The sequence below is a fragment of the Shewanella sp. SM95 genome, assembly GCF_025653595.1.
Classification (GTDB): Bacteria; Pseudomonadota; Gammaproteobacteria; order Enterobacterales; family Shewanellaceae; genus Shewanella; species Shewanella oncorhynchi.
In genome coordinates this window covers 361,473-388,328 of the sequence record NZ_JAKKSE010000001.1, presented here as the reverse complement: position 1 = coordinate 388,328, position 26,856 = coordinate 361,473, and the positions used below count along the sequence as shown (strand labels likewise).

Sequence of the window (26,856 nt, the reverse complement as noted above, 5' to 3'; positions counted from 1 at the left end):
GAATCGAAGGGAGAGATAAATTAAGGGATTTTGGGTATCAGCTTAGGTCACATCCATGTGACCACATCACCATAAAAGGCTAAACAAAACCTTATCGCGATTCCCACGGCGTCATCGCCGTCATATCACTTAAGTCATAAGGCGTTAACTGGTAAACGTAATAATTGAGCCAATTACTGACCAACAAACTACCGTGGCTGTGCCAGCGGGCAATGGCTTCAGCTTCTGGATTATTATTTCGATAATAGTTTTGTGGCACATTTGGCGTTAAGCCTTGGGCTAAATCCCTATGGTATTCATCGTTTAAAGTCGATTTTTGATATTCAGGGTGACCCATTACAAACAAGTTACGGTTATTGCGACTTAATACTAAATAGGCCCCGGCTTCATCGGACTGCGCTAACACTTGCAGCTGCGGGTGTTGCCTAATTTCTTCCACATCCATCTCGGCAAAACGCGAATGGGGTGCAAAGAACTCATCATCAAAACCACGTAGCAGTGGGAAATGCTGACAAGTGCGCCTATGTACAAATACGCCAGAACGCTTCTGTTGCAATATTTTTCGATTTAAACCATAGAGATGATACAAGCCCGCATGGGCTGCCCAGCATAAAAACAACACTGAGGTGACATGCTCTTGGGACCAGTCGATGATTTCACGGATATGATCCCAATAAACCACATCTTCGAAATCGATTTGCCCAAGCGGCGCGCCTGTGATAATGAGACCGTCGTAATTTTTATGGCGCACGGCTTCAAAGTCACGGTAAAAAGTATTCATGTGGTCGATGGAAGTATGCTTGGACTCTTTGTCGTGAATGCGCAGTAAATCCACATCGACTTGTAAAGGCGTGTTACCCAGTAAGCGCAATAACTGGGTTTCAGTCTCGATTTTGTTCGGCATCAAGTTCAAAATCAGCACCTTCATCGGCCTGATATCTTGATTCGCCGCCCGAGTCTCGGACATAACGAAAATATTTTCTGACTCTAACACCCCTGCTGCGGGCAGATGATCTGGAATTCTAACCGGCATACCGCGCCTCTTCTGTTCGTAAATACTAACGGATTCGGCGCGTATGTCAGCTCACTTCTGAGCGGGCTAACTAGCCACCGACTTTCTCTAGCAGTATCGTCATTGGCTCAGTGGAATTGAGATCAATGTGATAGGCTTGAGTATTAATAAACAATAACTTATCACCCAACATAATCCGGGCACCTATGGCATAAGTGTGACCGGGTTGGAACTGATCGCTACCAATCGCAAAACTGAATGGTGCCGGTGTCGCAGCACCTTGTTGTACGCGCTCCGCCATCACTATGGCTGGCACATCCATTTTTGAGACATCAAGCAGTTGCACTATGACCTTAGCATCGGCAGGTAAGGCTATCCGTTCGCGATATAAGGTCTCGCCTTTTATCTCAACGATAGCATTCGGTGTTGCACAACCCGATAACCCCCCCATGATGGCCATTAATGCTAAGGCTGTTAATCTCAACGCGCTTAAACGCAACCATTTGTTCATTTTGTTTCTCCTAATCATACATAAAGACTTCTAGATGTCCACACGCCCAAGCTATAAATCTTGTCTTGGTGAGCATAACTTTCTATCATAAGCCACCATTTCGTTGCCGAAAAATCTATGACCCAAGCAACTGCAATAATTGTGGGAGCTAGCTCACAATTAAGTCGTGAACTTGCAAAGCAATTGGCAGATCAACAGGTTGAATTAGTCTTATTCGCCCAAGATCCAGAATCACTGCGCGATTTTGCCTTATCCTTGCCAACAAAAGTACAAGTTTTTGCACTTCAAATTGAACAACCTCAAGCCATCATCAACCAACTTGAATCAGTCTGGCAAAGTCTTGGCGGCGCACACTTAGTCTTAGTCAATACAGGCCTTAATAGTTATGATCCTGAGCTGCCTTGGCTACCGGAGCAAGACATTATCGATGTCAATGTGCGAGGTTTTGCTGCCATCTGCAATACGGCATTTAGACTATTTCGCGAGCAAGGTTATGGACAACTGGCGGCAATCAACTCGATTGCGGGCCTACGCGGCGGGCCGAGTGTGGCCTATCACGCCTCAAAAGCCTTTGGGCAGAATTACCTTGAGGGCTTAAGTATGCATGCTCAGCGCCTTAAGCTACCGATTACGATTACCGATATCCAACTTGGTTTGCTCGATAAAGCCGCTATGCAGCAAAGTGCGATGTGGCTTGCACCATTGCCACAAGTCGCGGCGCAAATCATCAAGGCGATGAAACAAGGCAAACGCCGCGTCTATGTGACCAAACGCTGGCGCCTCGTCGCTTGGCTTACTGTGTTATTACCCGAATTTATCTATAACACTCGCCACTGGAAAGCTAAAAAGCCAAAGCGCTAAGTCGGCTTAACCTGAGTGGAACATGTCAGGATAAAAGTGCAGAAACGAAAAAGGAGCCTAAGGCTCCTTTTTTACGCTTATCTGATCCGTAGATTAGAAAGTGTAACCTACGCTGACCATATAAACCCATGGGTCAATATCGGTTTCGAATTGTTGTTGCGCACCTCCGGCAGTGAACTTAACATCTGTACTAATTTTTGCGTACCACACAGATGCGTTCACCAACCAATTCTTGTTCACTTGATAATCCAAACCTACTTGTGCAGCTAAGCCCCAAGAAGTACTCATACTTAAATCACTTAATCCTAGAGACTTGCCATGGGCATTAAAATCATTGTCATAAAAGTTAGTGTAGTTAACACCTACACCAATATAAGGACGAATAACAGATTGAGAATTACCGAAATAGTACTGCGCCACTAGCGTTGGCGGCAGTTGCTTAGTTTCAGCAATCTCACCGACACCATCTGCAGGCAAAGAAACGGTATGGCTAAAAGGGGTTGCCGCTAATAACTCAATCCCAAAGTTATCTGTCAACATGTAACCAAAGTTTAAGCCTAATTGGGTATTATTATCGACTGAAAACTCACCCAAAGTTAAAACGTTGGCACTTGATTCATTTGGCGCAACAACCACAGCACCCGCACGAACGATAATGTCACCCGCTTGGTGAGCCGATACAGAGGCAGAAAAACCAGCGGCTAAAAGGGTGGCAGCGACCAGTGTAGAAACAGTGTTTTTATTCATCATCATACTCCATATGTACAACATAGGTTTTTGTTTTGTATTACATCCTTAACAATTGACGCCTACACTGCCAGAGATATGCGGCTGATTTATTGATCCAAATCAAAGTGAGTGAGCAATACTCACTTATAGGTACTACACATGGGAGCTGAATCACGAAATTCAAACATTTATTGATAATACCCCTTTGTTTTCTGTGAGCTAAGTGTTGTATTAGCCATCACTAATGACTTCCGCAAGAGGTAGTGATCAATAACACCATAAACATTTTAGTAACAATGAAAAGCACTTAACTAAGAGGTTATTTGAACATTAATTTCAAATTATAGAGATGGGTTAAATGATACCAATCACATTAAATATCTAATCAGTTCAGAGCCTCACAGGCATCTCAATCCAAGGCGCATTGACGCAAAAATGGTTATTCCCTTTTAAGTCAATGCAACACCGGAGTGGGATGCCTGTGTGGCTCCCGAAGGGCGGGTTTCAACGCGCTTTATACTGCGTTTAAGGCTTTCGACAGAGTACCACTATGCCTTCAAGCCTTAGCCTTGTCTAAAGCGCGTTGAACTCCCGCTGAATGAACAGATATTTAATACGATTGGTATTAGGATAAAAACAGAAAATGGACAAATAAAAACGGCTTGAGGATGATACCTATCATGTTAGATAACTAGATTGCATGGAATGACAGTGTGAGGCGGTTAAGTCAGTTTTAGACTGAACGAATAAGAAAGTGAGAAGATTAGCTTGAGTAGCAACACGTAAGCAAAGGATAGCGAGTTAGCCAGCCCTTAGTCGCAACTCTGTGCTCAAACAGTGGTAATGATCGCTTTGGATTGGCGCTCAATTTGAGGGCAAACAGGGAGTTCAGCCCAAAGGGAACCACCAGCTCAATACCGTAATGCATGGAATGATGAGCAGTCTCTGCATCTACCTGAGTATCTGTCTCAACATGAGATTTTAAACACACTCCAACCGCGGTTTCTAACTCTGGCCAATGGGCCATAGCATCAATACAAGATGTGTAAGCCATGTCTTGATTGCGACTATGCATGCGCGCCTGATTCTTAACCGACCAAGGTAACTCAGGGGCAAGCTGATGAAGATAAGTTTCAATCGCCAGATCCCGCTCAGGGCTAATATCTAAAGGGCAAAAATAGATCAGATCGATATCGTTCAGTGGACTCAACTCAAATTCGTGCAAGCGATCCCAGACTAAATTACGGACAAATCCCGCCGCCAGACACCACTGCGGCATTGAGTGTACTTTGGCACATTGAAGCGCGAGTTCAAGCGCCCTCACCCGCTCGCAGTCTTGAGCTATCCATTCAAGTAATTGATGCTCTAGCGCTGCTTCACTCATTGCATCATTCATAACATTATTCGTAGCACCACTCATAACAGTATCGCCCGCTTCAATATCAGATAAAAACACGGGAAAGACATTAGGCTTACTCCACTTCGCCATCGGTTTCTGAGCACTTTACGACCTCATGACAGAGTAGTGAAACGAAACTATAAATAGGTGCCATCACCGCAACACAAATCCAAAAACCATGTACATCTTTGTCTAGCAGATTAACGCTAACAATATAGATAGGCACGAACAGTAGCATCCATTTTATTATATTGAATTTGTACAGTATCGGCTTATCACAGTGGCAGCAGCGTCCTTCCTTAATCGGCACATCCTTAGCGCCGAGTTTACCTTTGCAATACGGACATTTTTTACTGAAAAGCATTTAAACTCCATCGCTGAGATTAGACTTGTAAAGCAAGCCTCATCATCCATTCTTTCTATTCGTAAAAACCGTATCCACGCAATTCGTTACACCGCATCCGCTTGGCGCTCTGGCGCAGCATTGGCAAAGGCTTCAAGCTGATTACACTCAGCCCACACGCGCATGATATTGGGATAAGGCGTTAAATCCACATTAAAACGCTGGGCGTTATACACTTGCGGTACTAAACACAAATCAGCTAATGTCACTGCATTTCCAAAGCAATAACGACCGCTATGCCGTGTTAACAAGGTTTCTAAGGCCGTAAAACCACTTGCGACCCAATGGTGATACCAAGTATTTTTGGCGGTGTCATCAGCACCTAAGGTTTGCGTTAAATACTGCAATACCCGCAAGTTGTTTAATGGATGGATCTCACAGGCGACCGTAAGTGCCATAGCGCGCACGTGGGCACGTTCAAGAGCCGATGCAGGCAATAATGGCGACTGTGGATGTATCTCATCAAGATATTCGATAATCGCTAAAGATTGCGACAAGGCATCCACATCCAGCTCATCATCCACCACTAAGGTTGGCACTAACTCTAAAGGATTAAGCGCAATGTAGGCAGCTTTATGTTGCTCGCCGCCATCACGTACGAGATGTACTGAAAACTGTTCGGCTGAAATCCCCTTGAGATTAAGGGCAATTCGAACCCGATAGGCTGCACTGGAACGCCAATAACCGTAAAGCTTCATATTTTCATGTCCTTATAAAAGTCAGTATAAAAACGGGGCAATTAAGCCCCGTTAGTTTGAGTCGGTGTAGCCCTTTAAGGGAAAGCCTTAGGCTTTGTATTCAACCACTTTTTGATCGATAGAACCAAAAATGGTTACATCATTATCATCGAGCATTTCGATACGCACTGTGTCACCAAAACGCATAAATGGCGTAGTGGCTTTGCCTTCGGCAATCACTTCTAACATACGTTTTTCCGCTAAACAGCTCGAACCTGCACTACGGTCATAGTTAGAAATAGTACCAGAGCCAATAATCGCGCCTGCGCCCAATGGACGGGTTTTTGCAACATGCGAAACTAACTGACTGAAATTGAAGGTCATATCAACGCCTGCATTCGGACGACCAAATAATTCACCATTTAAATAGGTGATCAGCGGTAAATGCACTTTCGAATCTTCCCAACGGACACCCAATTCATCCGGTGTCACAGCCACAGGCGAAAAACTGCTCGATGGTTTAGATTGGAAAAAACCAAAGCCTTTCGCCAACTCACCAGGGATCAAGTTACGCAATGACACATCGTTAACTAGCATCAACAATTTAATGTGCTTAGCTGCATTGTCAGTGCTCACGCCCATAGGCACATCATCGGTAATAACCGCAATTTCAGATTCGAAATCGATACCCCAGTCTTCACTCGCCAATGGGATATCCGCTTTAGGGGCAATAAAGCTGTCTGAGCCACCTTGATAAAACAACGGATCTGTCCAAAAGGTTTCTGGCATTTCTGCGCCACGGGCTTTACGGACTAACTCAACGTGATTCACATAAGCGCTACCATCGGCCCATTGGTAAGCACGCGGTAATGGCGACAAGCACTTAGCTTCGTCGAACGCTTGCGCGTTATCTAACATGCCTTCATTTAACGCATCGTACAATTCTTGCAATTGCGGTCTCAGTAAATCCCAACCATCGAGTAATTGCTGCATAGAGTGGGCAATGGCAGGAACGGCAACCGTTTTAGTGAGATCGCGGCTGACTAACATCAACTGACCATCACGACGACCATTGTTATAACTTGCAAGTTTCATATTGGCTCCAGTGCTCTTCGGCTAGGTGTACAATTTTATTGTGCTGGAAAACGCGTGACGTCACCCAGCTTATATTCGGCGATTTAAATCGGACTTTTTGACTCATTAAGGGCATACACGTTACGCAGTCCGCGCCAACGAGGCATGCTCTGTTACTTGCTTTAACGTATTTGTTGCGCGTAGAAATACCCGATGCAGCTCAAGATTCCTATAGCGTGACCAAAATCACATTTAGGTCAATTATTTCACATTTTGTAAACTAATCATTACGTTTATAACCTAGTTACCGCTTATCAATATCTCGGTAAGCAATATGCCTGAAAAGTCGGCAACTAAGTGGAACGATACTGTTACATTGACTGTGTCAACCCAACGAGACTCTAACTAACGGCGCTTGGCTATCTTGTATTCACGCAGTTTATTAGCAATAGCTGTGTGTGATACACCTAGCTTTTTCGCCAACTGGCGAGTGCTCGGGTAGGCCGGATATAATCGACGCAACAAACTCGCTTCAAACTGCTTCATTGCATCGTCCAGATTGCCCTCAAACTCATTATCAAAGTAACCAAAACCTTCGGCGTATGACGGCAATTTCAGCTGTTCTACCGTCAACTCGGCCGAGCCATCCCACATAGACACGGCTCTAAAGACCGCGTTCTTTAATTGGCGTACGTTACCTGGCCAAGCGTAGGTGAGCAAATGGTCGCGGCACTGGGCCGAAATCCGCCGCACTGGGCTAGACAACTGTTGACTGTAATGTTCGAGGAACATTTCCGTCAGTGGAATGATATCGACTTTACGCTCGCGTAAGGACGGAATGTGATAACTCAGCACATGGATGCGATAGTACAAATCTTCCCTAAACTCGCCGGTTTGGCATAGTTCAGCTAAATTTTTCTGGGTCGAGCAAATAATTCGCACATCAGCACGCACTTCTTCATCGCCCCCTATGCGTCTAAAAGTGCCATCTTGCAATAGCCGTAGCAGCTTAACTTGAGCCGCCCTAGACATTTCCGCCACTTCATCGAGAAATACTGTGCCACCCTTAGCTTCTTCAAAAAAGCCTCGTTTGACGACTTTGCCCTGACTGACGTAACCGAATAATTCCTCTTCGGCAGCGCTGTCGGGCAGAGCGGCGCAGTTGATGGCGATAAAAGGTTTTTCACGGCGCATCCCCGCATCATGGCTAGCTCTGGCCATTAATTCTTTGCCAGTACCCGTTTCACCCGTGATCAACAAAGGTGCATCGAGCTGGGCCATACGCCGCGCTTGCTTAAGCACTTCCTTCATCTTGTCACTGCTGGCTAATACATTTTCAAAGCCAGTGGTTTGGTTCTGCAGCGCGTTAAACTGTTTTCCAACACGCGCAGGGGATTTTAGCGACACCACAGCACCAACCAAGATGGTTCTTTCATCCTCATCAGGTAGGTAAATCGGCAGCATTTCGGCAAGATACTCATTCGGGCCGATTTGAACTCGCGCCGCTTGTGGCAATACTTGTGCTTCACTCAACCATCGGCTGAAGTTAAAACCTTGCACCCAATGATTAAGCGACTCTTCGAGCACTTCGTGCTCACCCATGCCTATATTGAGCAAGGCGGACTCATTAACGATACGAATACGTGCCTTGGCATCGATAGAAAAAACGGAGTCGGGTAAGGTTTTGAGCAGGGTTTTAAGGGCGTAATGTTCTTGCTCTGAGGGCATAAATGACACCGTACGCACATCGTGGACACTTTCCACTTTGCGGATCTGCGGCATCAAGGCACTCAAGGTTTCAAAACTGATTTCGGCAAATTGTAAGTACAGGAATCCTTGGTTACTGGCATCAATGGCAATTAAATTAATACCATAACGCTCTAACACGACTAAGATATCTTTGGCTAAACCAACACGATCCTGACAGCTGACTTCCAAGCGCATAATGACTGATATTCCCTTTTTTGATTTGAATTTTGGGGATAAACCGTGCAGAGCTATTTTTCGCCTTAGGCTTTACAACAAAAATAACGCTTGCTAGGCAAATCGTTACCTTTGACGAAAACGTCAGCGATGAGGGGAAATAGCAGAGCCCGTATACGTTAGAAGGTTAAACTGAAAGTGGCAAGCCTAGTTTACAGTTGAATTGTAACAGGAAGAAAAAATCAGCATCATAAAACACATTAAGATGCTGATTAAATTGATTAAATAATTAACCTAGTAACTGGTCTGTCTTGGCGGCCATGATGAAGTCATTCTTATGTAGCCCCTTAATGGAGTGCGACCACCAAGTGACAGTCACTTTACCCCATTCAGTGAAAATGCCGGGATGATGGAATTCTTCTTCCGCTAAATCCGCCAGCTTATTCGTGAATGCCATCGCCAGTTTAAAGTTTTTAAACTTGTAGACGCGCTCAAGCTGCATTACGCCGTCACGCACTTGCACGCCCCAGTCAGGGATCATACGAATAAGTTCTGCCAACTCTTCATCGGTCACTTTTGGTGCATCGGCTTGGCACGCTTCACATTTCATATTCGATAACGCAGTCATACATACTCCTGTTGGCAACATTAATAGGGATATTCAGTTGCACTTTACTCATTACTTATTAATTACTTAAATCACATGACTAAATTAGATGGCGACTCAAATAACACATCAAACCATCCATCGAATCGAGACTAGCTCGCCTTGGCTTTGGGAGGATATTTAGGAGCAAATAAACCTAACTGACGTGCCTTAGTGACATAACTCATGATGTCCATTTTGGCAATTTCATCAAGCATATCAATGTGCTCAATCACATAATAAATCGGCTGCATAATGTCGATGCGATATGGGGTTCGTAGCACATTCAATAAATCAAAGGGTTGACGTTCTGGCACGTCACTTTCCATTGCATATAAAGTTTCACCAGGTGAGCTTAAAATACCGCCACCATAGATACACAAGGGGCCATCTTTAGGCTGTAGCAAGCCAAACTCAACCGTAAACCAGTATAAACGCGCTAAAAACACCCTTTCTTCTTTGCTGGCATTTAAACCTAATTGGCCATACATATGTGAAAAATTAGCAAATGAAGGGTTGGTGAGCAAAGGGCAATGACCAAAGATTTCATGAAAAATATCAGGCTCTTGCAGGTAATCAAACTCTTCCTTACGGCGAATGAATGTCGCCACAGGAAACTCTTTATTGGCCAGTAGTTCAAAGAAACGGCCGAAGGAAATAAGCGCAGGTACGGCTGCCGTTTTCCAGCCGGTGGTCGCTTGCAATACAGTATCAATTTCAGTAAGTTGCGGAATACGATCCTTTGGCATAGCCAAGGCATCTAGCCCTTGCAAATACTCCTTGCAGGCACGGCCAGGCAGGTTTATCGCTTGACGGGCATAAAGCTGGCTCCAAATCTCATGTTCTTCTTGCGGGTAGTTGATAAACCCTGTGTCATCAGCTCTGTGAGCGATGTACTCTGTTCCTTTCGTCATAATCTTCACTTAGTGGCTAGCGCTCATGGAACCATAGTGATCTAAGCCTTTAAATTTGTTAACTCCCTCACACTTTATTCTTGCACCACTACTGTGACGTAAACGTAAAGCAAATATTACAAGGGTATTAAAAACGCCATGCAATTGCACATCACCCATGCTGGATTAGATGCTCTGTGCTACCTTTGCTAAAACTTACGTCGACTTCGCTGTAAAAATACTTAAATATCCTAAGTTTTCAGCGTTTCTAAATAGCTTTTCTGCGCAGGTCATTTACAATATTGGCCATTAACCGCATCTCCTTGACCTAAAAGGTTCGCAATGAAACAACATCAAATTCGTAAAGCCGTTATTCCTGTCGCAGGCCTAGGCACTCGTATGCTTCCAGCGACCAAAGCAATTCCAAAGGAAATGTTACCCGTTGTTGATAAGCCATTGATTCAATATGTAGTCAGTGAAGCTATCGCTGCTGGGATCAAAGAAATTGTACTCGTGACCCACGCCAGTAAAAACTCTATCGAAAACCATTTCGATACCAGTTTCGAATTAGAAGCCCAATTAGAACGCCGCGTTAAACGTCAGTTACTTGAAGCAGTACAATCCATTTGTCCTAAAGATGTAACAGTGATCAGCGTGCGCCAATCTCAAGCTAAAGGCTTAGGTCATGCGATTTTGTGTGCTAAATCTGTCGTCGGCGATGCACCATTTGCCGTATTGCTACCGGATGTGATCATAGATGAAGCCAGCTGTGACCTTCGTAGCGATAACTTAGCCGCTATGGTTGCCCTGTTTGATGAAACCCAAGTCGGTCAAATCATGGTGGAAGGCGTGCCACATAACGTCGTCAACCAATACGGTATTGCCGATGTGAATGGTCATGATTTACAACCGGGTGAATCTGAGCCATTAGTCGAACTGGTTGAAAAACCCTCTGTAGATGAAGCTCCTTCTAATTTAGCCGTTGTAGGCCGTTATGTTTTACCAGCCAGCATTTGGCCGCTACTGGCTAAAACCCCTGCGGGCGCAGGCGATGAAATTCAATTAACTGATGCGATTGCGATGTTAATGAAGCAAGAAACCGTAAATGCTTACTACATGGAAGGTAAGAGCCATGACTGTGGTAACAAGCAAGGTTATATGCGTGCTAACGTTGAATATGCCCTGCGCCACAGCGAAATCGGTGAAGATTTTGCGCACTATTTAAAAACCGTTGTAAAAGGAATTAAGTAATGACGATTTTAGTGACCGGTGGTGCTGGCTATATTGGCACCCACACAGTAGTAGAACTGCTCAATGCTGGTAATGATGTGATTGTATTGGACAACTTGTCTAATTCAAGCATAGAAGCCTTAAACCGAGTCGAGCGGATCACTGGTAAATCGGTTACTTTCTATCAAGGCGATATTCTCAATAAAGCGTTATTGCAGAAAGTGTTTAACGATCATGCTATTGATTCAGTTATCCACTTTGCAGGATTAAAAGCGGTGGGAGAATCCGTCGCAAAACCCCTGAAGTATTATGAGAATAACGTTACGGGTACGCTTATCCTTTGCCAAGTCATGGCAGAATTTAAGGTAAAAAATCTCGTGTTCAGCTCATCGGCAACTGTGTATGGCGATCCCGCAAGTTTACCGATCACCGAAGACTTCCCCACAGGGGCAACAAACCCTTATGGTCAGTCTAAGTTGATGGTTGAACATATACTGGCAGATGTACACAATGCCGATCCGAGCTGGAATATCGCCCGTCTGCGCTATTTTAATCCAGTTGGCGCCCATGCCAGTGGCTTAATCGGCGAAGATCCTAACGATATCCCTAACAACTTGATGCCCTTTATTGCGCAGGTTGCCGTGGGTAAACGCACCGCCTTAAGCGTGTTTGGTAATGATTATCCAACTCACGACGGTACCGGCGTGCGTGACTATATCCATGTCGTGGATTTAGCCAATGGTCATTTAAAAGCGCTTGCAAAATTGGCCACTAAACCTGGTCTAGTGACCTATAACTTAGGCACAGGCCAAGGATATAGTGTATTAGACATGGTTAAGGCCTTTGAAAAAGCCTGTGGTAACACTATTGCCTACCAAATTGCGCCACGTCGCCCAGGGGATATTGCCGCCTGCTACGCCGATCCAACCCACGCAAGGGAAGATCTTGGCTGGCAAGCGACTCATACCCTAGAAGATATGGCCAACAGTAGCTGGCATTGGCAATCAACCAATCCGAATGGTTATAACGGCTAATAACTTGAATGGCTTGTGGAAATCTCCCAAGCCATTTTTCTTTACCCTCTAAATACCATCGCTTTACAGCATTAACCACCCGAGGAGCAACATGACTCAAAGTATTAATCACAGCCGTCGCAGCCTCTTTCGCCGGCGTAAAGATAATGCGATAAGGCCGCCTTGGGTACGTGATGATATCGAGTTTACCGATGTGTGTACTCGTTGTTCCGCCTGTCTTGAGGTTTGTGAAACTCACATTATCATCAAAGGTGATGGCGGATTTCCTGAAGTCTCCTTTAAGGACAATGAGTGCACATTTTGTACTCTGTGTGCTAAAGCTTGCCCTGAAAATATTTTCGATTTGACTCAAGCACCTTGGCAATACCAAGCCCATATTCAAGAAAGCTGCTTAACCTTTCAAGGGATCTGGTGCCAAAGTTGTAAGGATGCCTGCGAACCAAGAGCCATCAGTTTTGTGCTCAGTATTGGTCAGGCTCCGAGCCCTAAAATAGACCTTGATCTTTGTACTGGATGCGGTGCCTGCGTAGCTCCTTGCCCTAGCAAAGCCATTGAGATAAAACGACCAACTTGATAGAACACTGTAATTGCATTAACACATGCAGAGCTGTGCTTCTCATGGATTTTAAGCTAGTATCGCGCCTCTGTTGAACTCAGTTAATCCCTTCTCGAATTAAGTTAATTTATGATGATGTTTGTAAAAAAACTGTTTTTCCCGCCTAAAAAAAGTACCTCTTTTAGCTTTATTGCTCGAGGCACTAAACTCACGGGAAATATCGAATTAACAGGCGACGTGCTTGTTGGCGGTGATATCCAAGGTCAGCTGCTTTCTGAGGCCAATATCACCATAGAACAAGGCGGTATAATTCAAGGTGAAGTAAAGTGCCATGAATTTATCGTCGATGGACACTTCAAAGGCAGACTCATTTGTGAGCGTTTAGTGATCCAACGTAATGGTGTTGTCGACGGCGAAGTGGCAAGTACCTCAATGCAAATCCTTGAGGGTGGCCAATTTATCGGGATGCGGATTAAAGAAGATGCACCAACCATTTATTCCCATGCAATAGGCCATACCCCAACAGCAGATCCACTCAACTTACCGTCCGTGCAAAACGACGTCATAGAATCTCGTTAATCCGAAATGCATCACTATCGTTTGCTCGCCGCCTTAGGTGAGCAGACTTTGACTCACTCTTTTAGCTCAATCATTCCTTTCCGCCCGATGTTAAACATAGCGCCTACTCATCTAACTCCCCCCTCTCTTTACAATAGTTAAATAATTGTTATTTTGCCGAGAGGGATCACAGTTAATCCGCATGCTGAATGTTAATCTTGGCAGTTAGTATCCATGATATTTGATCGCGGTGGTTCGGGTTATCGCAAGGACACAGAACTCCCCTAATAGCGCCGCAAAAACATTTAAGACTCATACAGGGCAAAATACAAAATGAGCAACTTATTACTAAAACAGATCTGTGAACTCGATGTTTTTACCTTGCTTGTATTTAAAAGTATTTTCGACACTGGACACTCAAATAGCGCGGCCAAAGCGCTAGATGTTTCTGCCCCCAAAATAAGCCGCTGCCTCAATGCATTACGCCTAACCTTTAATGATGAACTATTTTATCGTCGTCAACAGGGGCTTAAACCGACGCCTTTAGCAGAAAGTCTCTATGTTGCTATTTGCCAGTTTACTGAATCGGTTTATCACCTCGAACAATCTGCAATCCAGATACAAAATGCGGCCATCAATACCGACTTACCGCTGCATATCGCTGCTTGTAATGGCCTACTAAGCTTTTTAGCGCCTCAGTTAAGCACTCCTGAACTTGCCCAAAAGCTAGGACAAATACGCTTACATAAATGGCAGGAAAATAGTGCTGAGTTGATCCACGCAGGTGCGCTTGATTTTGGGATTACGTTTGAAAGTGCTGAAAATAAAGAATTAAGTTACACCAAACTTGGCTCAATCAATGGCATTTATATCGTTGCAGCCAAGCAACATCCGCTTTGGGACGTTGAGACGAATATTACCTTAGAGCAAATTTGTCGCCATCCGTTTCTATTTCAAGAACTCAAGGGCTTTAACAGTAAAATCGATCCCTTAGAATTATTTTGCCAGCGCCAAGGTATCTTATTGCCTACTGTAGAGAAAGTGATAGACAGGGAGGAATGGTATGCCCATCTATTAACCATGAAGAGTGTGGCTTTTTGTTCTAGCATTGATATGCACACAGTTAAACATATGCCCGGATTACATCTCGAGCGCCTTAGCGACACAGAGCTTAATAGACTCCACGAAACTATGATGGCGCCACATTATTATCTGATTGAGAAACCTGCAGTTCATCGGCGTTACAGCCAAAGCCAGTGTGATCTCGTCGTGCGCTCCTTACTTGCCGCACTCGAACCAGCACACTAATACAAAAATAGATTACACACTAAGTTCATCAACCTAGCTTACGTCATGGATGTTAAGTGGGTTAAGTGGGTTTACTGGGTTTACTGGGTTTACTGGGTTTACTGGGTTTACTGGGTTTACTGGGCTATAGCTTCTATTTATCCAAGGCACAATTCAATCACTTTAAAATACCATATCGTCCCCCTATCCTCGCTCTCTTATCCCATTGCTTTTGTGCTCAAAACCTTAAGATAACGACTTAAGATTCAGGCTCTCTTAACATCGTTCATTTTGCTTAACCGAAAATGAATTCATCATTTCGGCCTAAGTTTAAAGATTGAAATTGTGATACACATCATAGGCTAGCGGCTTAATTTCACTATTTAAAATATCAAAATGCAAAGTTTAGAATTACCATTCGCAGGTGTTAAATCATCGTTCACATATCAGATACAAATTTGCAAATACCACTTTATAAGTAGATGAATCCTCCTATATTAGAGGCACTGCACACGCAGTCTTATAGATAGAAAAAGGGACGCGATGATGAAAAACTACAATAAATCTCTACTGGCACTGGCTCTCGTCAGTACCTTAAGTCTTACCGCCTGCGGGGACGGAAGCGATGGTCAAGATGGGGCACCTGGCACACCAGGTACACCCGGAACACCAGGCACTCCCGGAACACCAGGTACACCCGGAGCCCCTGCGGGTTCCTTCGCAACGACAGCTCAATCCATTACAGATCTGGCATTCACGTTAAGTCCTGCTGACATTAAAGTGACCAGCAGTGAAGGCTTCAGTGTTAAATTTACTGTTACGGGTAAAAATGCAGGCAAAGTAGTCCCTTTCAAAGGACTGGATAAAATTGCAATTTATTCTTTAACAGCAAATGAAAACACCTCAGGTACTGGCGCGCCGATTGAGTGGCAAAATAATGCCACGGCAAATGCCGCTGGCACTTCGTTAACTTGTACTCTAAACGGCCTGAACGGAACTAAAAACGCTTGTACTTTAACCGAAGATACAGCGACGCCAGGCACTTACACAGCAACTTGGACTTATGGTGGCGCAGCGCCAATCATTAATCCAAATGATAATCCAAACGCAGTACACAGAGTCTTTTTACGTGCTTACAACATCGCCGATAGTACTGGTGTTGTCCTATCTGACAAGATTTTGTCTGTACCCGTTGATTTTATCCCTGCAACAGATGAATTAGGTGTATCGGGTAAAGACACAGTATCTAGTGCGGCATGTAAAAACTGTCACGGTGAAGTAGACGGCCATATCGCGAAGATTGAAGCCCACCATAACTACCAAGATGTTAAAAACTGCGTAACTTGTCATAACCCTGATCTCGTTCCAAGTGACGCACAACTGGCCGAAGGTTGGGTATTTGATTTTGCTCCCATGATCCATAGGATCCACGCAGGTCATCACATCAGTGACAGCTTAAGTGGCGAAGCAAAAGAATATTTCGGTGAAGTTGGTTTCCCATCTGATTTGAAAGAATGTAAATCTTGTCATGATGGTGCACCAAGTTATAACACCAATATTTATGCGCAAGCTTGTGTGGGTTGTCATATCAATGTGAACTTCACCACTGGCGAAAACCATTCAGAATTTGGTTTAGCCCAAGCTGATGATACTCAATGTAAATCTTGCCATGGCAGCGGTAGCTTAACACCTGAAGCTGTACACAGTGTCGGTAAACGCGCTGAGTATGCAAGCCTATTCAAAGTTGACTTTACCAGTGCAGCAGTAGTGACTTCAGCAACACCTGGAATGAAAACATTGACATTAAAAGCCAATGTGACCATGAATGGCGCTGCAATTCCTAACGGAACCGATTTAAAAGTGTATAACGCGACAACTAACCCTACTGGTATGTTTGTGGCTAACGGCTTATTACTGGGTAACGTAACCACTGATGGTACTGTTTATGCTTGGAGAGATGTCAAACCAACAGCAATCGCTCTTAAGCTTGAAAATGGTACGCTGGCCGATGGTGTATTAACCTTCGTAAAAGATATTCCCGATGCCCAAGCTGTTGGTACTATCTACGTCAGTTCAGAAGCCAACGTCTGTATCAAAGCAGGTAAAGTGAGTAGCTGTAATGCCACAGGACTTGAATTTGGCCCAACAAATCCAATTGGTAACACTGCTCCTGTTAAATTCTATAGCTTAGATGCTTCTGCAGTAGTTAAAGCTCGAATGACAGATCCTGCTCGAATTACCGTAGAAGAAGCAAAATGTAACGCCTGTCACGGCACCTTAGATTATATCAAGGGCACCAGACACGGAACTTACACTTTTGATCAATGTATGAACTGTCACAACGATACAACAGGTGCATCAGGCCATAAAACAGTGGTTTCTAAAGGTGAAGACGGTAGCAAAGTCATTAATCCAGAAGTCACTTTCAATAACAAAGACTTATTCACCGTCGCCCACCGTTTCCACAGTGGTAACTTTGATGTTATCGCAGGGATCTTCCGCGATGCCAATGGTGAATTAGTCGGTTATCCGTCACCAGAAACTGCATGTTCTGCATGTCACAAAGATGATGCAAAACTGTTTGCGGCTGACGGTGGTTTAGCCTCTGAGAAACGTTCAATCAAAGTGGGTAGCAACTACATTAGCCCAGTAGCTGAATCATGCCGTAGCTGTCACGCTCACTCTGATGCAGCGGCTGTCGCTCACTTTAGAAGCAACGGTGCTGTGGTTGAAGCTGACGCAATGACAGATCCTAACTTACCAGTAGAATCTTGCGCAACTTGTCATGCTGAAGGTAAAACCTACGGTGTAGATAAGGTACACGCAGAGGTAGCACACTAGTACCTTTGGGTTGCCCCTGCACAACCCAAACTTTAATCTCTGCAACTCATTGGGGACCCTAGGGTCCCCTTTTTTATTGCTGATGATCTTCAATTGAGATTGTAGATTTAACCAGCTGAGCGGCTACATTGTGCAATACGTTGTCTAAGTAACTTAATAAAGTCCTTAGGTTCCCTATCTAAACTGTCATGGGGAATATACAAGTGATACCCTAAACGCGTATCTAACATCACGCAGCGATGCCCAAACATAGCCAATACACCACGATAACGATCCCCTTCTATCACTAAAGGGCCAAACTCAGCGCCGAGATAAGTTTCTAAAGTCGCTAAGTCTGCATCTTGAGAGGCGGCTGTCACCAGCAAAGGTCGCTGTTCAGTTAATAATCCTGTTGCTAGACGCAGGGAAATATTATCGAGAATGGGATTTAAATGTTTCAGTTTAATGCCTAAATAAGATAACTCTATAGTATCTAAACCATTAGTCACCCGCGGAATATCGACCCGCTGAATATTATCCCAATCGATAGACACTTTGCCGCGGCGATGAAAATAGGTCAGCCCCTTGTCATCTAGTGCTAGAGTCGTTTCCGGCTCATACACCTTGGCTAAACCGAGAATGAGTGAAATAGCGCCCAAACTAAAAAACATCAAACCAACAGCAAACAAGGCCGGCCACGTCAGAAACAGTCCCAAACCCAGCACCAGACTTAAGCCTCCCAGCCAAGTTAAGGTTAACCCATTTCGTTTCGATAAAGGACGCACAGATACTATTTCTGACTCAATTGTCATTGTTCATCTTCCTGTTAAAACTCACTATCTTTAGACTGAACTTGGCAAACCACACCTTTAACTTACGGCCTTTATCCATAACCACAAACGGCCAATGTATTCGTGAATCGCCCGTTGAGAAGCCACTAAATTATCGGCAGTTAACCGCCACCAAAAATCATCTCGGCCAATAAAATCCGTTGGGGCAGCATCGGGGTGTAAGCCTTTAGCGGCGAAAATAGCCATCGCCCTTGGCATATGAGTGGCCGATGTGACTAAGCGAAAGGGCTCCTCCCCTAACTCCCACTTTAAGTATTGCGCTTCTTCTATCGTATCGCGCGCCAGTGGAAATTGAATAATTCGGCTTTTATCAACACCTAGCTCTACCGCGGCTTTAGCCATCATTTCAGCATGGGAAAATTGAGTGAGTTCACCGCCCCAGCCACTGACAATCAACATACACTCTTGACCCAACTTAAGTTGCCGAATTCCTTCAGTTAACCTTGTAAGGGCGACGTCTGATAAGGATTGCACCGCAGTCGCTCCTACTATATCAGCATGCCCTGAACCTAATACCATCACAAAACAAGCGCCTGCGATGGGCGTGGAATTAATCGGGTAAGCTGATTCTAACGGCCGCACTAAGGTATTCACACTCAGTTGACTGCTTAAAAACAGTAAGAGAAAAAAAGCGCAGGATACTAAGTATTTCGCCATACTGCGACGGCGCCATACTAGAAAAGAAATCAGTAATAACAATAGGATAAAGGGAATCGGCATCATCCCCTGTGAAACAACTTTCTTAACCCAAAACATGATGTCCATGCCAAGCAATCCAAAGGAGCGCAATCATAGCATCAAAATACGGGGGGAACACATCGCACATAAAACTAGCCCAGCGTTTTACTGGGCTATTGTTTACAAGACTCTGATATCACTAGACGTTGATTTCATAGCGTAATGAGTTCACTGGTGGAGTTTATATCCTCAATAATGGATCACTTTTCCCACAACCAAGCGGCACCGCGCACTCCCGATGAACAACCGTATAGATTCTGCACAACAGGCGTATGACACTCACGCCCCACCACATAATGGGCCAGCAATGCCGGTAATCTTGGGTAAATCGCCGCGACATTCGACATTCCGCCGCCCAACACTATGGCATCGGGATCGAGCATATTGATTACATGGGCGAGTGAACGTGAGAGTCTATCCATATAACGATCAAACGCAGCAACCGCAATGGCGTCACCTCCATCGACTAACAACATAATATCGGCACCTGATTTGGCAGGAGCACGCACTGTACCCGCCGTCGTCAAAGCCGCATTATAATCACGCACAAAGCCAGTGCCAGAGATAAAGGTCTCGATACAATCGGGATTACCACAGAAGCAACGGGTGGTATTGAACTCTTCCTTAGTCATCCAAGGCAAAGGATTATGACCCCATTCACCGCCGATACCATTACCACCACCGTGAACTTTGCCGTTAATTGCCACACCCGCGCCGCAGCCAGTACCAATAATCACGCCAAACACCACAGAAGCGCCAGCGGCTGCCCCATCGACCGCCTCTGATACCGCAAAACAGTTTGCATCATTGGCAACCCGCACTTCACGCTGCAACAATTCCCCTAAATGTACATCGAGGGGCTGACCATTGATCCACGTCGAGTTAGCATTTTTGACTAAACCTGAATAGGGCGATACCACACCTGGAATACCCACGCCGACAGTGCCTTTTTCGCCAAGAGTCGCTTCCGCTTCCTTAACTAAATCAACCACCGCAGCAAGCGTGCCCTGATAGTCACGTGGCGTCGTCACACGCTTGCGAAATAGCTCATTGCCCTCATCACTCAGTGCGACTAATTCTATTTTTGTTCCGCCTAAATCGACGCCCATGCGCATCATGAATTACTACTCCAGTGTTTAGCTTGCCCTTTCATCAAGTGAGATTGATTCTAGGCAATCGTTATTTTACCCAGCCAGGAGCTGTGGCAATAAAGTAAGGATTTAAAATGTCAGGTTTTTGATTATAAGTTAATGGTTCACCTGAGTCATAACAGACAACTGTGCCGCCTGCACTTTCGAGCACAGCTTGCGCCGCTGCGGTATCCCACTCACTGGTAGGACCCAGTCTGGGGTACAGATCGGCACTGCCTTCTGCCAACATACAAAACTTAAGCGAGCTACCCACGCTTAAGATGTCATGCTCACCAAACTGTTGTAAATATTGCGCTAAGTCAGGGCTCAAGTGCGAGCGACTGCCGACAATCATCGGCATTTCGCGTGGCGTGTTGGCGCCCAATAAGGGACTCTCTTGACCCGCTTGTTGGCGCCACGCACCTAAATGTTTAGCGCCGTAATAATACGTATCGAGCACAGGCGCATATACTACACCTGTGATAGCAACCCCTTGATGGATAAGCGCAATATTGACGGTAAACTCGCCATTGCGTTTAATAAATTCCTTAGTGCCATCTAAAGGATCAATCAACCAATAGGTTTGCCATTGACGACGCACGTCCCACGCGATATCCGCCGCTTCCTCAGACATAATAGGAATACCGACAAACTGCTTTGCCAATGCCGCCACTATCACGTGGTGCGCGGCTAAATCGGCGGCCGTCACAGGGCTATCGTCCCCCTTATGGCTCACCGAAAAGTCATCTTGACCATAAACCGTCATAATGGCATCGCCTGCGGCTTTGGCAATCGCGACCACTTGCAGTAGATCTTGTTTGGTTAATGTCTGCGCTATTGTCGTCTTGTCTGTCACTGAAACTTCCTTAATGCGTAAAATATCTTGGCATTATGCCATTGTCATCCAAGGGGAATTTAGAACAAATTCATCATACATCAAGCAAAATAGACTAAGACTCGCAGCTTAAACCGCGGTGCACAAAACCACAGATAAACAAAGTGATTACGATACTAAGGCAAGCCATTGGCGCTGAGAAGAGGCTTAAGTCCAGCTGCATTCGTATTCACAGCCTATGTTTCATATTGATAGTCTAAAGCCGTCGCTTAAATCTGATTATTGGCGGGCTTATTGTTTTCGAAAGCGTTAATCACTACGATGATGTAAACGCTTAACGCCTGATTAAAGCTGCCTAACCCCAAATGTGAGTCACGTTAATTGTCGTCATAATAGCGTCGCAACATGCAATTCAGTTGCTGACGCCAATCTTGCCATACGACGTTATCAGGCATGGTCAGTAAGGTATTGACAGCCAAAGTGGACTGCACTTTGGCACTATTCAACACGCTATAACTCGGTCTTTTTGCCAAACTCACGCCGCGATTTAATGCTTGTTTAGCATAGTGAGCGCTGGTAATCGGCTGGATAACCACAGGTTGACTTAACAGATTGAGCGCTAGGGCTTGTCGCTGGATTTCACAGGCAAATTCATACCAACTGCATTGGCCTTGGGCGCTGTAATGAAATACGCCCGAGCACTGTTGCATGACTAATTGCCAAATCACCTTAGCGAGTGCATCACTCCACGTCGGACAGCCGATTTGATCGACTATCACCTCCAAGCTTGGTTGAGTGCGCATCAAGTTCAGCATGGTTTGGACAAAATTATGCCCATCTTGACCGTAGAGCCATGAGGTACGCACAATCGTTGCATCCTCGCCCAGAACCGCCAATACCTTCTGCTCGCCGAGCAACTTACTCGTACCGTAAGCAGACAACGGCTCGGGAGCATCAATTTCAACAAATGGCCTTGGTAAATGATTTGAAGCTGAGTCTGGATTTTGATACTGCTCAACGCCAGTTTCTCTAACATCACGAACAGCATGACCACCAAACACATAATCGCTCGACACATGCAGTAAGCCCGCCCCCGACAGCCAACATTGCTGCGCCAATAACTCAGGGCCGAGTGCATTCACGCGATTAGCTTCGATTGCATCATGCTCAGCTGCGTCGACCGCATTATAGGCCGCACAATTGATCACCCAGCTTGGTCGATATTGATCAAATACGGCGGCAATATTGGCGGCATCGGTAATGTCTAACTGACTGCGACTTAGCGCATAAAGCTTAATTGGTGCGACTGAGTTTGTACTTGTGCTGCTATTTAGGGCTAGCTCGCCAATATCGGCAGCGACTCTCAGCAAGGCCTGAGCGAGCTGACTCTTAGCGCCAGTGATTAACACCACTTGAGGAATGTTAGCATCTGTGGCACTCGCCGCCCCGCATTGAAGTGGCGTCACTTTAGTTGCCACTATTTTCATCACTAATCAACAGCATGGCTCATCGTCACTGAATAAGGGGATCAAATCAGCAACGGTTTCATGGCCACGGGCGGCTAAAAAGGCTAAGAGTGCTGAAGGACTACGATTGAGTAATCGTGATGGCGGATAAGCCACTTCATCGATAATCGCTTGCGCCCGCGCAAAACCGCCTAAGCTAAAAGCCACGTGAGAATCAGAGCCCATAACTAAAATCGTGCCAAATTCCTTGGCCGCTTTGGCAATCGCAGTGCAATTGGCTTCGCTGCCCTTACGGGACACTTCAAAGGAGGAATTGTTAATTTCGAGCGCCACACCGTATTCGGCAGCGGCGCGGGCAACGGCTTCAATATCAATTGGATAGGCTGGGTTTCCCGGATGAGTAATAATATCAACCTTGCCGCTCTTAATCGCATTAATCATGGCCTCTGTGTGAGTCGCTTTATCTGACGGAGGATAGACGGGCTCATGAAATCCTGCGAGCACAATATCGAGCTGCTTTAAATAATCACCAAAGAAATCAATCTCGCCGTCGATATTTTTGATATTGGCTTCGATACCCCGCAAAATCCCGACGCCATCAACCATACGCGGCAAAACTCTTAAATTCACAAAGTGCCAAAAATGCGGCGCATCGGCCATCGCAGGCCCATGATCTGTGGTAGCAAATAGGCGAATCCCCTTCTGCTTTGCCACCGCTAAGTAGTCATGAATCGTGCTATAAGCATGGCTCGAAGCCACAGTATGAGTATGAGTGTCGACTTGGTACTGCATGGTTCACCTCAGTCAAATGATTCAATCAATTTAGAAAACTGGCCACGATTTAGCTAAAGAGCGATAACAGTTCATCGGCGCTTCCTTGCCATGTGCCCTTGCCTTTACCTTCGAGAATACTGTCCGCCAGACTTTGCTTATGCTGCTGCATTTCTTGGATTTTTTCTTCTACTGTACCTTCTGCAATCAGCTTATAGACAAACACTGGCTTATCTTGGCCGATGCGATGGGCTCTATCCGTAGCCTGTTTTTCCGCCGCCGGATTCCACCAGGGATCATAGTGGATCACAGTATCCGCCGCGGTGAGATTAAGCCCAGTTCCGCCCGCTTTTAAGCTGATTAAGAACACAGGCGTATCGCCCTCTTGGAACTTATCTATCTGCGCTTGGCGTAGGCGAGTTTGTCCTGTGAGCTTACTGTAATCGAGCCCCAAGTCCACCAGCTCAGCTTCAATCAAGCTGAGCATGCTAGTGAACTGGCTGAAAATCAATATCTTACGCCCCTCTTGCACCATTTCTGGTAAGTTCTGTTTCAGCCAATCTAACTTAGCATTATTCTTCACTTTCTGCGCTTGCTCTAACTTCACCAAACGCGGATCACAGCAGGCTTGGCGTAGCTTAAGTAAGGCATCGAGAAACTCAATATGACTGCTACCAACGCCTTGAGTGGCAAATAAATCCCGCAGTTTTTTCTCCATCACCAGTCGAATACTCTCGTAGAGATTTCGCTGATCTTTTTCTAACTCTAAGCTCTGGGAGATTTCGGTTTTAGGGGGTAATTCACCGACCACTTCATCTTTGGTTCGACGCAGCACAAAAGGCGCAATCCGTTGACTCAAGATTTGCGCTTGCTCCATATCGCCATAACGTTCAATTTTGTGCCTAAAGGATTTGTTAAAAAAAACATTCGTGCCGAGTAGTCCGGGCAAACAAAAATCCATCAAAGACTTAAGTTCACCCAAATGATTTTCAAGCGGCGTACCCGACAGGCACAATCTAAACGGCGCTTTAAGATCTTTAATCACTTGAGTCACTTTCGCCTGCGCATTTTTTATCTGCTGTGCTTCATCGAGCACGATATGTTCAAACACCTGCCGTTGATAATAGTCACTGTCGCGCACGATCAGCGGATAGGTCGTCACCACAATATCAAACTCATTTAAGCGTTCGAGCAAAGGCTTACGCAAGGCGCCATGAATCACGACAAGCTTTAACGATGGCGCAAATTTCGCGGCTTCTTTCGCCCAATTGCCCACCAAGCTCGTTGGGCAAATAATTAAACTCGGTGAACAACTTGCCACCGTGGATTTTAGTTCTTGCTGCTTAAGTAAAAAAGCCAAGGTTTGAATGGTTTTACCCAGCCCCATATCATCGGCCAAAATACCGCCAAGCTGATATTCCTTTAAGAAACAGAGCCAATTCAACCCTTGCTGTTGATACTGACGTAACTCAGCATTTAAGTTGTCTGGGACTGCGACCTCTAACACACCGTTAAAATTTTCGAGCTTAGTCGCTAAACTGCGCACTCGTTCACCATTAAGCAGACGAATATCACTGTCGGCAAAATCATTTAATAGGTGGGCACGGTATTTAGGCAAAGACACGCTATTGCCTTTGTGGCTATCGAATAGTTCTAAAATAATGCTGATCAGCGGCTTAATCACGCTGGCTTTGACTTTTAACCAATCACCATTTGGGCTGGGTAACAACAGTTCTGCATCATCGGCGGGCTCACCGTACTGCTTAAGCCAAGTGGCAATTAAGGGCAGCATAGGCACTATTTGACCATCGATGTCAGCATTCAGTGACAGAGAAAACCACCCCTCTTGCGTATCATCCAGCTCAATCGCCAGCGGAGTCTCAATGACATTTAAGCTGAAATTGTCGGCAAAATGCACTTGGTAACCTAAAGCCTCTAGCGCCGGGATTTCCTGTTGAATAAAGTGCAACCAAGCATCAATCGTTTCAGGCAGTGAACCTAACCCCCAAATACTGACATACCTGCCACTGTTAGGGATAAAAGAAGGCGCCAGCTCCACCAGTTCCAATGCCATCAGACGATTAATCGCATCCATTTCCGCATCGAGTTGACGCGCGACTTGATAGGTTTTGCCTTGATGGGTGACTAAGGACAAGGGCTCGTCGGGATATTGGCCGCCGAGCACCACATCTTGATAGACAAATTCCAGCAGCACTAATGGCTGCGCCATAGCAAACTCAGGTAAATCCTGCGAGGTTAAGGTCAACCTAACTTGAAGCGGCACTTGCAGCTCGACAAAATCAATCAAAGCAGGCGTAGGTACCGTTTTCGCCGAAAAATGCTTAATCAGTTTGTGGCTCACCAGTTCAATCTGAGAGCTAGGCACTGGCGGCATCTGACTGAGTAACAAGAGTTTTTCAACACTGATCTCTGTGTCTAATGCGCCCACTTTAAAATAATCTAAATCGATATAAGTCGGTGGCTCACAGGGGATCAGCTCCCAATTGTCCTTATTGGGCAGCATTAACTGCATTTGTTTATGCTCGGCATCCTTATCTAGCCAAATGAATTCAGGCTTGCTCGCTTCACCTCGGGTGAGCGGTAAACGGCTCTCCTCCCAAAAACACCGCCCAGTGACGAGCATTTTTTCCAGTGCCATGGCACCTAACTGAGCTTTAAGATACAGACGCGAGGCACCATGGCGACGGGTTGACATGATGAGATTGATGATGAGCACGTCTTCTGCGCCAATCCAAGCGGGCATATAATATTGCACGTCAGACAAAGCGATTTTCGAGCCTTTGTTATAGCCACCATTCTTCGCCAACTTGCCTTTTCTTAGCTCAAGAAACACACCGTTATCATCTTTAGATAACACGTACAGCACGCGATCGTCGTAGAGTAAATCAACATTTGAAACCGTGAGATCATCACTTTCGTCTAGCAGATGTAACCACTGAGCAATACGTTGATCTTCAACGGTTCTATCACTCAGTAAACTGTAAAGTACGGCAGCAATATGTTTGCAATGCCCAGTGGCGGGACATGAACAGAAGCCATTCATGATCAACTTATGGTTCATGCTGACAAGGCGAATATCCTGCCGATAGGGCTGGGATTCCGTCCCCATGACACGACCTTCAATATGACGAAAATCGGCGTTCGCTTTGGCGCTCAACACCCGTCCCTTCATCACATAATCACGGGCACGCATTAAGGTTGGCGGCGTGAATAATGACTCAATAGTGGTTCGAGTCAATTGGATAGGATCTTGGGGGGACAAGCGATTCATGTAAAAACCTTGAAACTAAAAATATCAACTCCGAGCAATAGCAAGCCATTGCCGCGCGACATTTATCAATAAGTTGTGTGGGATTGTATTGAAAGCCTTGGCCGAAAGCCAGAATGATAGCCACGATAGACAGCCCCACCATGCCCGCAGGATAAAATAA

Annotated in this window: 24 protein-coding genes and 1 pseudogene; 8 read left to right on the top strand and 17 right to left on the bottom strand. The window is 45.4% G+C overall.

Annotation, left to right across the window (positions count from 1 at the left end):
- Positions 1-91: 91 nt before the first annotated feature.
- Positions 92-1,033, bottom strand: coding sequence for a homoserine O-acetyltransferase MetA (gene metA, locus L5M29_RS01725; RefSeq protein ID WP_028760567.1), 942 nt, complete (start codon positions 1,031-1,033; stop codon positions 92-94).
- Between the two features lie 70 nt (positions 1,034-1,103).
- A complete protein-coding gene (locus L5M29_RS01720; protein WP_263165852.1) occupies positions 1,104-1,523 on the bottom strand; it encodes a YbaY family lipoprotein in 420 nt (139 codons plus the stop codon).
- 117 nt (positions 1,524-1,640) lie between these two features.
- Between L5M29_RS01720 and L5M29_RS01715 the strand changes: the two genes are divergently transcribed.
- Positions 1,641-2,384, top strand: coding sequence for an SDR family NAD(P)-dependent oxidoreductase (locus L5M29_RS01715; protein ID WP_131523783.1), 744 nt, complete (start codon positions 1,641-1,643; stop codon positions 2,382-2,384).
- Positions 2,385-2,477: 93 nt separating this feature from the next.
- Here the strand turns inward: L5M29_RS01715 and ompW are convergent, their stop codons facing one another.
- The gene (gene ompW, locus L5M29_RS01710) at positions 2,478-3,131 is read right to left on the bottom strand and encodes an outer membrane protein OmpW (protein ID WP_263165849.1); all 654 of its coding nucleotides are present in this window, start codon (positions 3,129-3,131) and stop codon (positions 2,478-2,480) included.
- 465 nt (positions 3,132-3,596) lie between these two features.
- On the opposite strand from ompW, the pseudogene L5M29_RS01705 reads away from it, so the two are divergent.
- Positions 3,597-3,779: pseudogene (locus L5M29_RS01705) on the top strand (hypothetical protein).
- Between the two features lie 97 nt (positions 3,780-3,876).
- On the opposite strand, the gene L5M29_RS01700 reads toward L5M29_RS01705, so the two are convergent.
- The 7 genes from L5M29_RS01700 to phhA all read right to left on the bottom strand — a co-directional run bounded on the left by L5M29_RS01700 (position 3,877) and on the right by phhA (position 10,149).
- Complete coding sequence (locus L5M29_RS01700) at positions 3,877-4,533, bottom strand: nucleotidyltransferase family protein (protein ID WP_263166101.1); 657 nt, start codon at positions 4,531-4,533, stop codon at positions 3,877-3,879.
- A 52-nt stretch (positions 4,534-4,585) separates the two neighbouring features.
- Entirely contained in the window at positions 4,586-4,876 is a 291-nt protein-coding gene (locus L5M29_RS01695; protein WP_263165847.1) for a hypothetical protein, read from the bottom strand.
- An 86-nt stretch (positions 4,877-4,962) separates the two neighbouring features.
- Positions 4,963-5,613, bottom strand: a complete 651-nt coding sequence (maiA, locus tag L5M29_RS01690; protein ID WP_212600044.1) for a maleylacetoacetate isomerase — start codon at positions 5,611-5,613, stop codon at positions 4,963-4,965.
- Between the two features lie 87 nt (positions 5,614-5,700).
- On the bottom strand, positions 5,701-6,687 hold the full coding sequence (locus tag L5M29_RS01685) for a fumarylacetoacetate hydrolase family protein (RefSeq protein WP_263165845.1): 987 nt from the start codon (positions 6,685-6,687) through the stop codon (positions 5,701-5,703).
- A 384-nt stretch (positions 6,688-7,071) separates the two neighbouring features.
- Complete coding sequence (gene tyrR / locus L5M29_RS01680; RefSeq protein WP_263165843.1) at positions 7,072-8,610, bottom strand: transcriptional regulator TyrR; 1,539 nt, start codon at positions 8,608-8,610, stop codon at positions 7,072-7,074.
- 268 nt (positions 8,611-8,878) lie between these two features.
- Complete coding sequence (locus tag L5M29_RS01675) at positions 8,879-9,217, bottom strand: 4a-hydroxytetrahydrobiopterin dehydratase (protein WP_106650051.1); 339 nt, start codon at positions 9,215-9,217, stop codon at positions 8,879-8,881.
- A gap of 131 nt (positions 9,218-9,348) precedes the next feature.
- Positions 9,349-10,149 carry a phenylalanine 4-monooxygenase gene (phhA, locus tag L5M29_RS01670; protein ID WP_219250194.1) on the bottom strand — a complete coding sequence of 267 codons (801 nt, stop codon included), beginning with the start codon at positions 10,147-10,149 and terminating at the stop codon, positions 9,349-9,351.
- Between the two features lie 321 nt (positions 10,150-10,470).
- Here phhA and galU point away from each other — a divergent pair, with 321 nt between their 5' ends.
- From galU to L5M29_RS01640, 6 genes are all read left to right on the top strand, one after another.
- Positions 10,471-11,379, top strand: coding sequence for a UTP--glucose-1-phosphate uridylyltransferase GalU (gene galU / locus L5M29_RS01665; RefSeq protein ID WP_168823151.1), 909 nt, complete (start codon positions 10,471-10,473; stop codon positions 11,377-11,379).
- Positions 11,379-12,392 carry a UDP-glucose 4-epimerase GalE gene (gene galE, locus L5M29_RS01660; RefSeq protein WP_028760579.1) on the top strand — a complete coding sequence of 338 codons (1,014 nt, stop codon included), beginning with the start codon at positions 11,379-11,381 and terminating at the stop codon, positions 12,390-12,392. The genes galU and galE overlap by 1 nt, the downstream gene beginning before the upstream one ends.
- Before the next feature lie 91 nt (positions 12,393-12,483).
- Positions 12,484-12,966 carry a ferredoxin-type protein NapF gene (gene napF, locus L5M29_RS01655; RefSeq protein WP_168823154.1) on the top strand — a complete coding sequence of 161 codons (483 nt, stop codon included), beginning with the start codon at positions 12,484-12,486 and terminating at the stop codon, positions 12,964-12,966.
- A gap of 111 nt (positions 12,967-13,077) precedes the next feature.
- Positions 13,078-13,527 carry a polymer-forming cytoskeletal protein gene (locus tag L5M29_RS01650; protein ID WP_113938943.1) on the top strand — a complete coding sequence of 150 codons (450 nt, stop codon included), beginning with the start codon at positions 13,078-13,080 and terminating at the stop codon, positions 13,525-13,527.
- Positions 13,528-13,839: 312 nt separating this feature from the next.
- Entirely contained in the window at positions 13,840-14,814 is a 975-nt protein-coding gene (locus tag L5M29_RS01645) for a LysR family transcriptional regulator (RefSeq protein WP_263165842.1), read from the top strand.
- Between the two features lie 522 nt (positions 14,815-15,336).
- Complete coding sequence (locus tag L5M29_RS01640; RefSeq protein WP_263165841.1) at positions 15,337-17,634, top strand: OmcA/MtrC family decaheme c-type cytochrome; 2,298 nt, start codon at positions 15,337-15,339, stop codon at positions 17,632-17,634.
- A 107-nt stretch (positions 17,635-17,741) separates the two neighbouring features.
- Here the strand turns inward: L5M29_RS01640 and L5M29_RS01635 are convergent, their stop codons facing one another.
- The 7 genes from L5M29_RS01635 to L5M29_RS01605 all read right to left on the bottom strand — a co-directional run bounded on the left by L5M29_RS01635 (position 17,742) and on the right by L5M29_RS01605 (position 26,696).
- Complete coding sequence (locus tag L5M29_RS01635) at positions 17,742-18,425, bottom strand: DUF2982 domain-containing protein (RefSeq protein WP_131523788.1); 684 nt, start codon at positions 18,423-18,425, stop codon at positions 17,742-17,744.
- A 57-nt stretch (positions 18,426-18,482) separates the two neighbouring features.
- A complete protein-coding gene (locus tag L5M29_RS01630; protein WP_263166099.1) occupies positions 18,483-19,184 on the bottom strand; it encodes a YdcF family protein in 702 nt (233 codons plus the stop codon).
- Between the two features lie 218 nt (positions 19,185-19,402).
- A complete protein-coding gene (gene mak, locus L5M29_RS01625) occupies positions 19,403-20,320 on the bottom strand; it encodes a fructokinase (protein ID WP_263165840.1) in 918 nt (305 codons plus the stop codon).
- Positions 20,321-20,381: 61 nt separating this feature from the next.
- Entirely contained in the window at positions 20,382-21,188 is an 807-nt protein-coding gene (cysQ, locus tag L5M29_RS01620; RefSeq protein ID WP_263165838.1) for a 3'(2'),5'-bisphosphate nucleotidase CysQ, read from the bottom strand.
- Between the two features lie 356 nt (positions 21,189-21,544).
- Complete coding sequence (rfbD, locus tag L5M29_RS01615) at positions 21,545-22,654, bottom strand: dTDP-4-dehydrorhamnose reductase (protein ID WP_263165836.1); 1,110 nt, start codon at positions 22,652-22,654, stop codon at positions 21,545-21,547.
- A 6-nt stretch (positions 22,655-22,660) separates the two neighbouring features.
- Positions 22,661-23,425, bottom strand: a complete 765-nt coding sequence (locus tag L5M29_RS01610) for a phosphatase (protein ID WP_028760589.1) — start codon at positions 23,423-23,425, stop codon at positions 22,661-22,663.
- 49 nt (positions 23,426-23,474) lie between these two features.
- Positions 23,475-26,696 (bottom strand): DEAD/DEAH box helicase, encoded by a 3,222-nt coding sequence (locus tag L5M29_RS01605; RefSeq protein ID WP_263165833.1) that lies wholly within the window; start codon positions 26,694-26,696, stop codon positions 23,475-23,477.
- Positions 26,697-26,856: the final 160 nt, after the last annotated feature.

Excerpts from the sequence above, each read along its gene's own strand:
- L5M29_RS01685 (WP_263165845.1), bottom strand. The coding sequence starts at position 6,687 with ATGAAACTTGCAAGTTATAACAATGGTCGTCGTGATGGTCAGTTGATG.
- metA (WP_028760567.1), bottom strand. The coding sequence starts at position 1,033 with ATGCCGGTTAGAATTCCAGATCATCTGCCCGCAGCAGGGGTGTTAGAG.
- galU (WP_168823151.1), top strand. The coding sequence starts at position 10,471 with ATGAAACAACATCAAATTCGTAAAGCCGTTATTCCTGTCGCAGGCCTA.
- L5M29_RS01675 (WP_106650051.1), bottom strand. The coding sequence starts at position 9,217 with ATGACTGCGTTATCGAATATGAAATGTGAAGCGTGCCAAGCCGATGCA.
- galE (WP_028760579.1), top strand. The coding sequence starts at position 11,379 with ATGACGATTTTAGTGACCGGTGGTGCTGGCTATATTGGCACCCACACA.
- maiA (WP_212600044.1), bottom strand. The coding sequence starts at position 5,613 with ATGAAGCTTTACGGTTATTGGCGTTCCAGTGCAGCCTATCGGGTTCGA.
- rfbD (WP_263165836.1), bottom strand. The coding sequence starts at position 22,654 with ATGAAAATAGTGGCAACTAAAGTGACGCCACTTCAATGCGGGGCGGCG.
- L5M29_RS01720 (WP_263165852.1), bottom strand. The coding sequence starts at position 1,523 with ATGAACAAATGGTTGCGTTTAAGCGCGTTGAGATTAACAGCCTTAGCA.
- phhA (WP_219250194.1), bottom strand. The coding sequence starts at position 10,149 with ATGACGAAAGGAACAGAGTACATCGCTCACAGAGCTGATGACACAGGG.
- L5M29_RS01715 (WP_131523783.1), top strand. The coding sequence starts at position 1,641 with ATGACCCAAGCAACTGCAATAATTGTGGGAGCTAGCTCACAATTAAGT.
- L5M29_RS01630 (WP_263166099.1), bottom strand. The coding sequence starts at position 19,184 with ATGCCGATTCCCTTTATCCTATTGTTATTACTGATTTCTTTTCTAGTA.
- L5M29_RS01610 (WP_028760589.1), bottom strand. The coding sequence starts at position 23,425 with ATGCAGTACCAAGTCGACACTCATACTCATACTGTGGCTTCGAGCCAT.
- ompW (WP_263165849.1), bottom strand. The coding sequence starts at position 3,131 with ATGAATAAAAACACTGTTTCTACACTGGTCGCTGCCACCCTTTTAGCC.
- napF (WP_168823154.1), top strand. The coding sequence starts at position 12,484 with ATGACTCAAAGTATTAATCACAGCCGTCGCAGCCTCTTTCGCCGGCGT.
- L5M29_RS01650 (WP_113938943.1), top strand. The coding sequence starts at position 13,078 with ATGATGATGTTTGTAAAAAAACTGTTTTTCCCGCCTAAAAAAAGTACC.
- tyrR (WP_263165843.1), bottom strand. The coding sequence starts at position 8,610 with ATGCGCTTGGAAGTCAGCTGTCAGGATCGTGTTGGTTTAGCCAAAGAT.
- mak (WP_263165840.1), bottom strand. The coding sequence starts at position 20,320 with ATGATGCGCATGGGCGTCGATTTAGGCGGAACAAAAATAGAATTAGTC.
- L5M29_RS01700 (WP_263166101.1), bottom strand. The coding sequence starts at position 4,533 with ATGAGTGGTGCTACGAATAATGTTATGAATGATGCAATGAGTGAAGCA.
- L5M29_RS01640 (WP_263165841.1), top strand. The coding sequence starts at position 15,337 with ATGATGAAAAACTACAATAAATCTCTACTGGCACTGGCTCTCGTCAGT.
- L5M29_RS01695 (WP_263165847.1), bottom strand. The coding sequence starts at position 4,876 with ATGCTTTTCAGTAAAAAATGTCCGTATTGCAAAGGTAAACTCGGCGCT.
- L5M29_RS01645 (WP_263165842.1), top strand. The coding sequence starts at position 13,840 with ATGAGCAACTTATTACTAAAACAGATCTGTGAACTCGATGTTTTTACC.
- L5M29_RS01605 (WP_263165833.1), bottom strand. The coding sequence starts at position 26,696 with ATGAATCGCTTGTCCCCCCAAGATCCTATCCAATTGACTCGAACCACT.
- L5M29_RS01635 (WP_131523788.1), bottom strand. The coding sequence starts at position 18,425 with ATGACAATTGAGTCAGAAATAGTATCTGTGCGTCCTTTATCGAAACGA.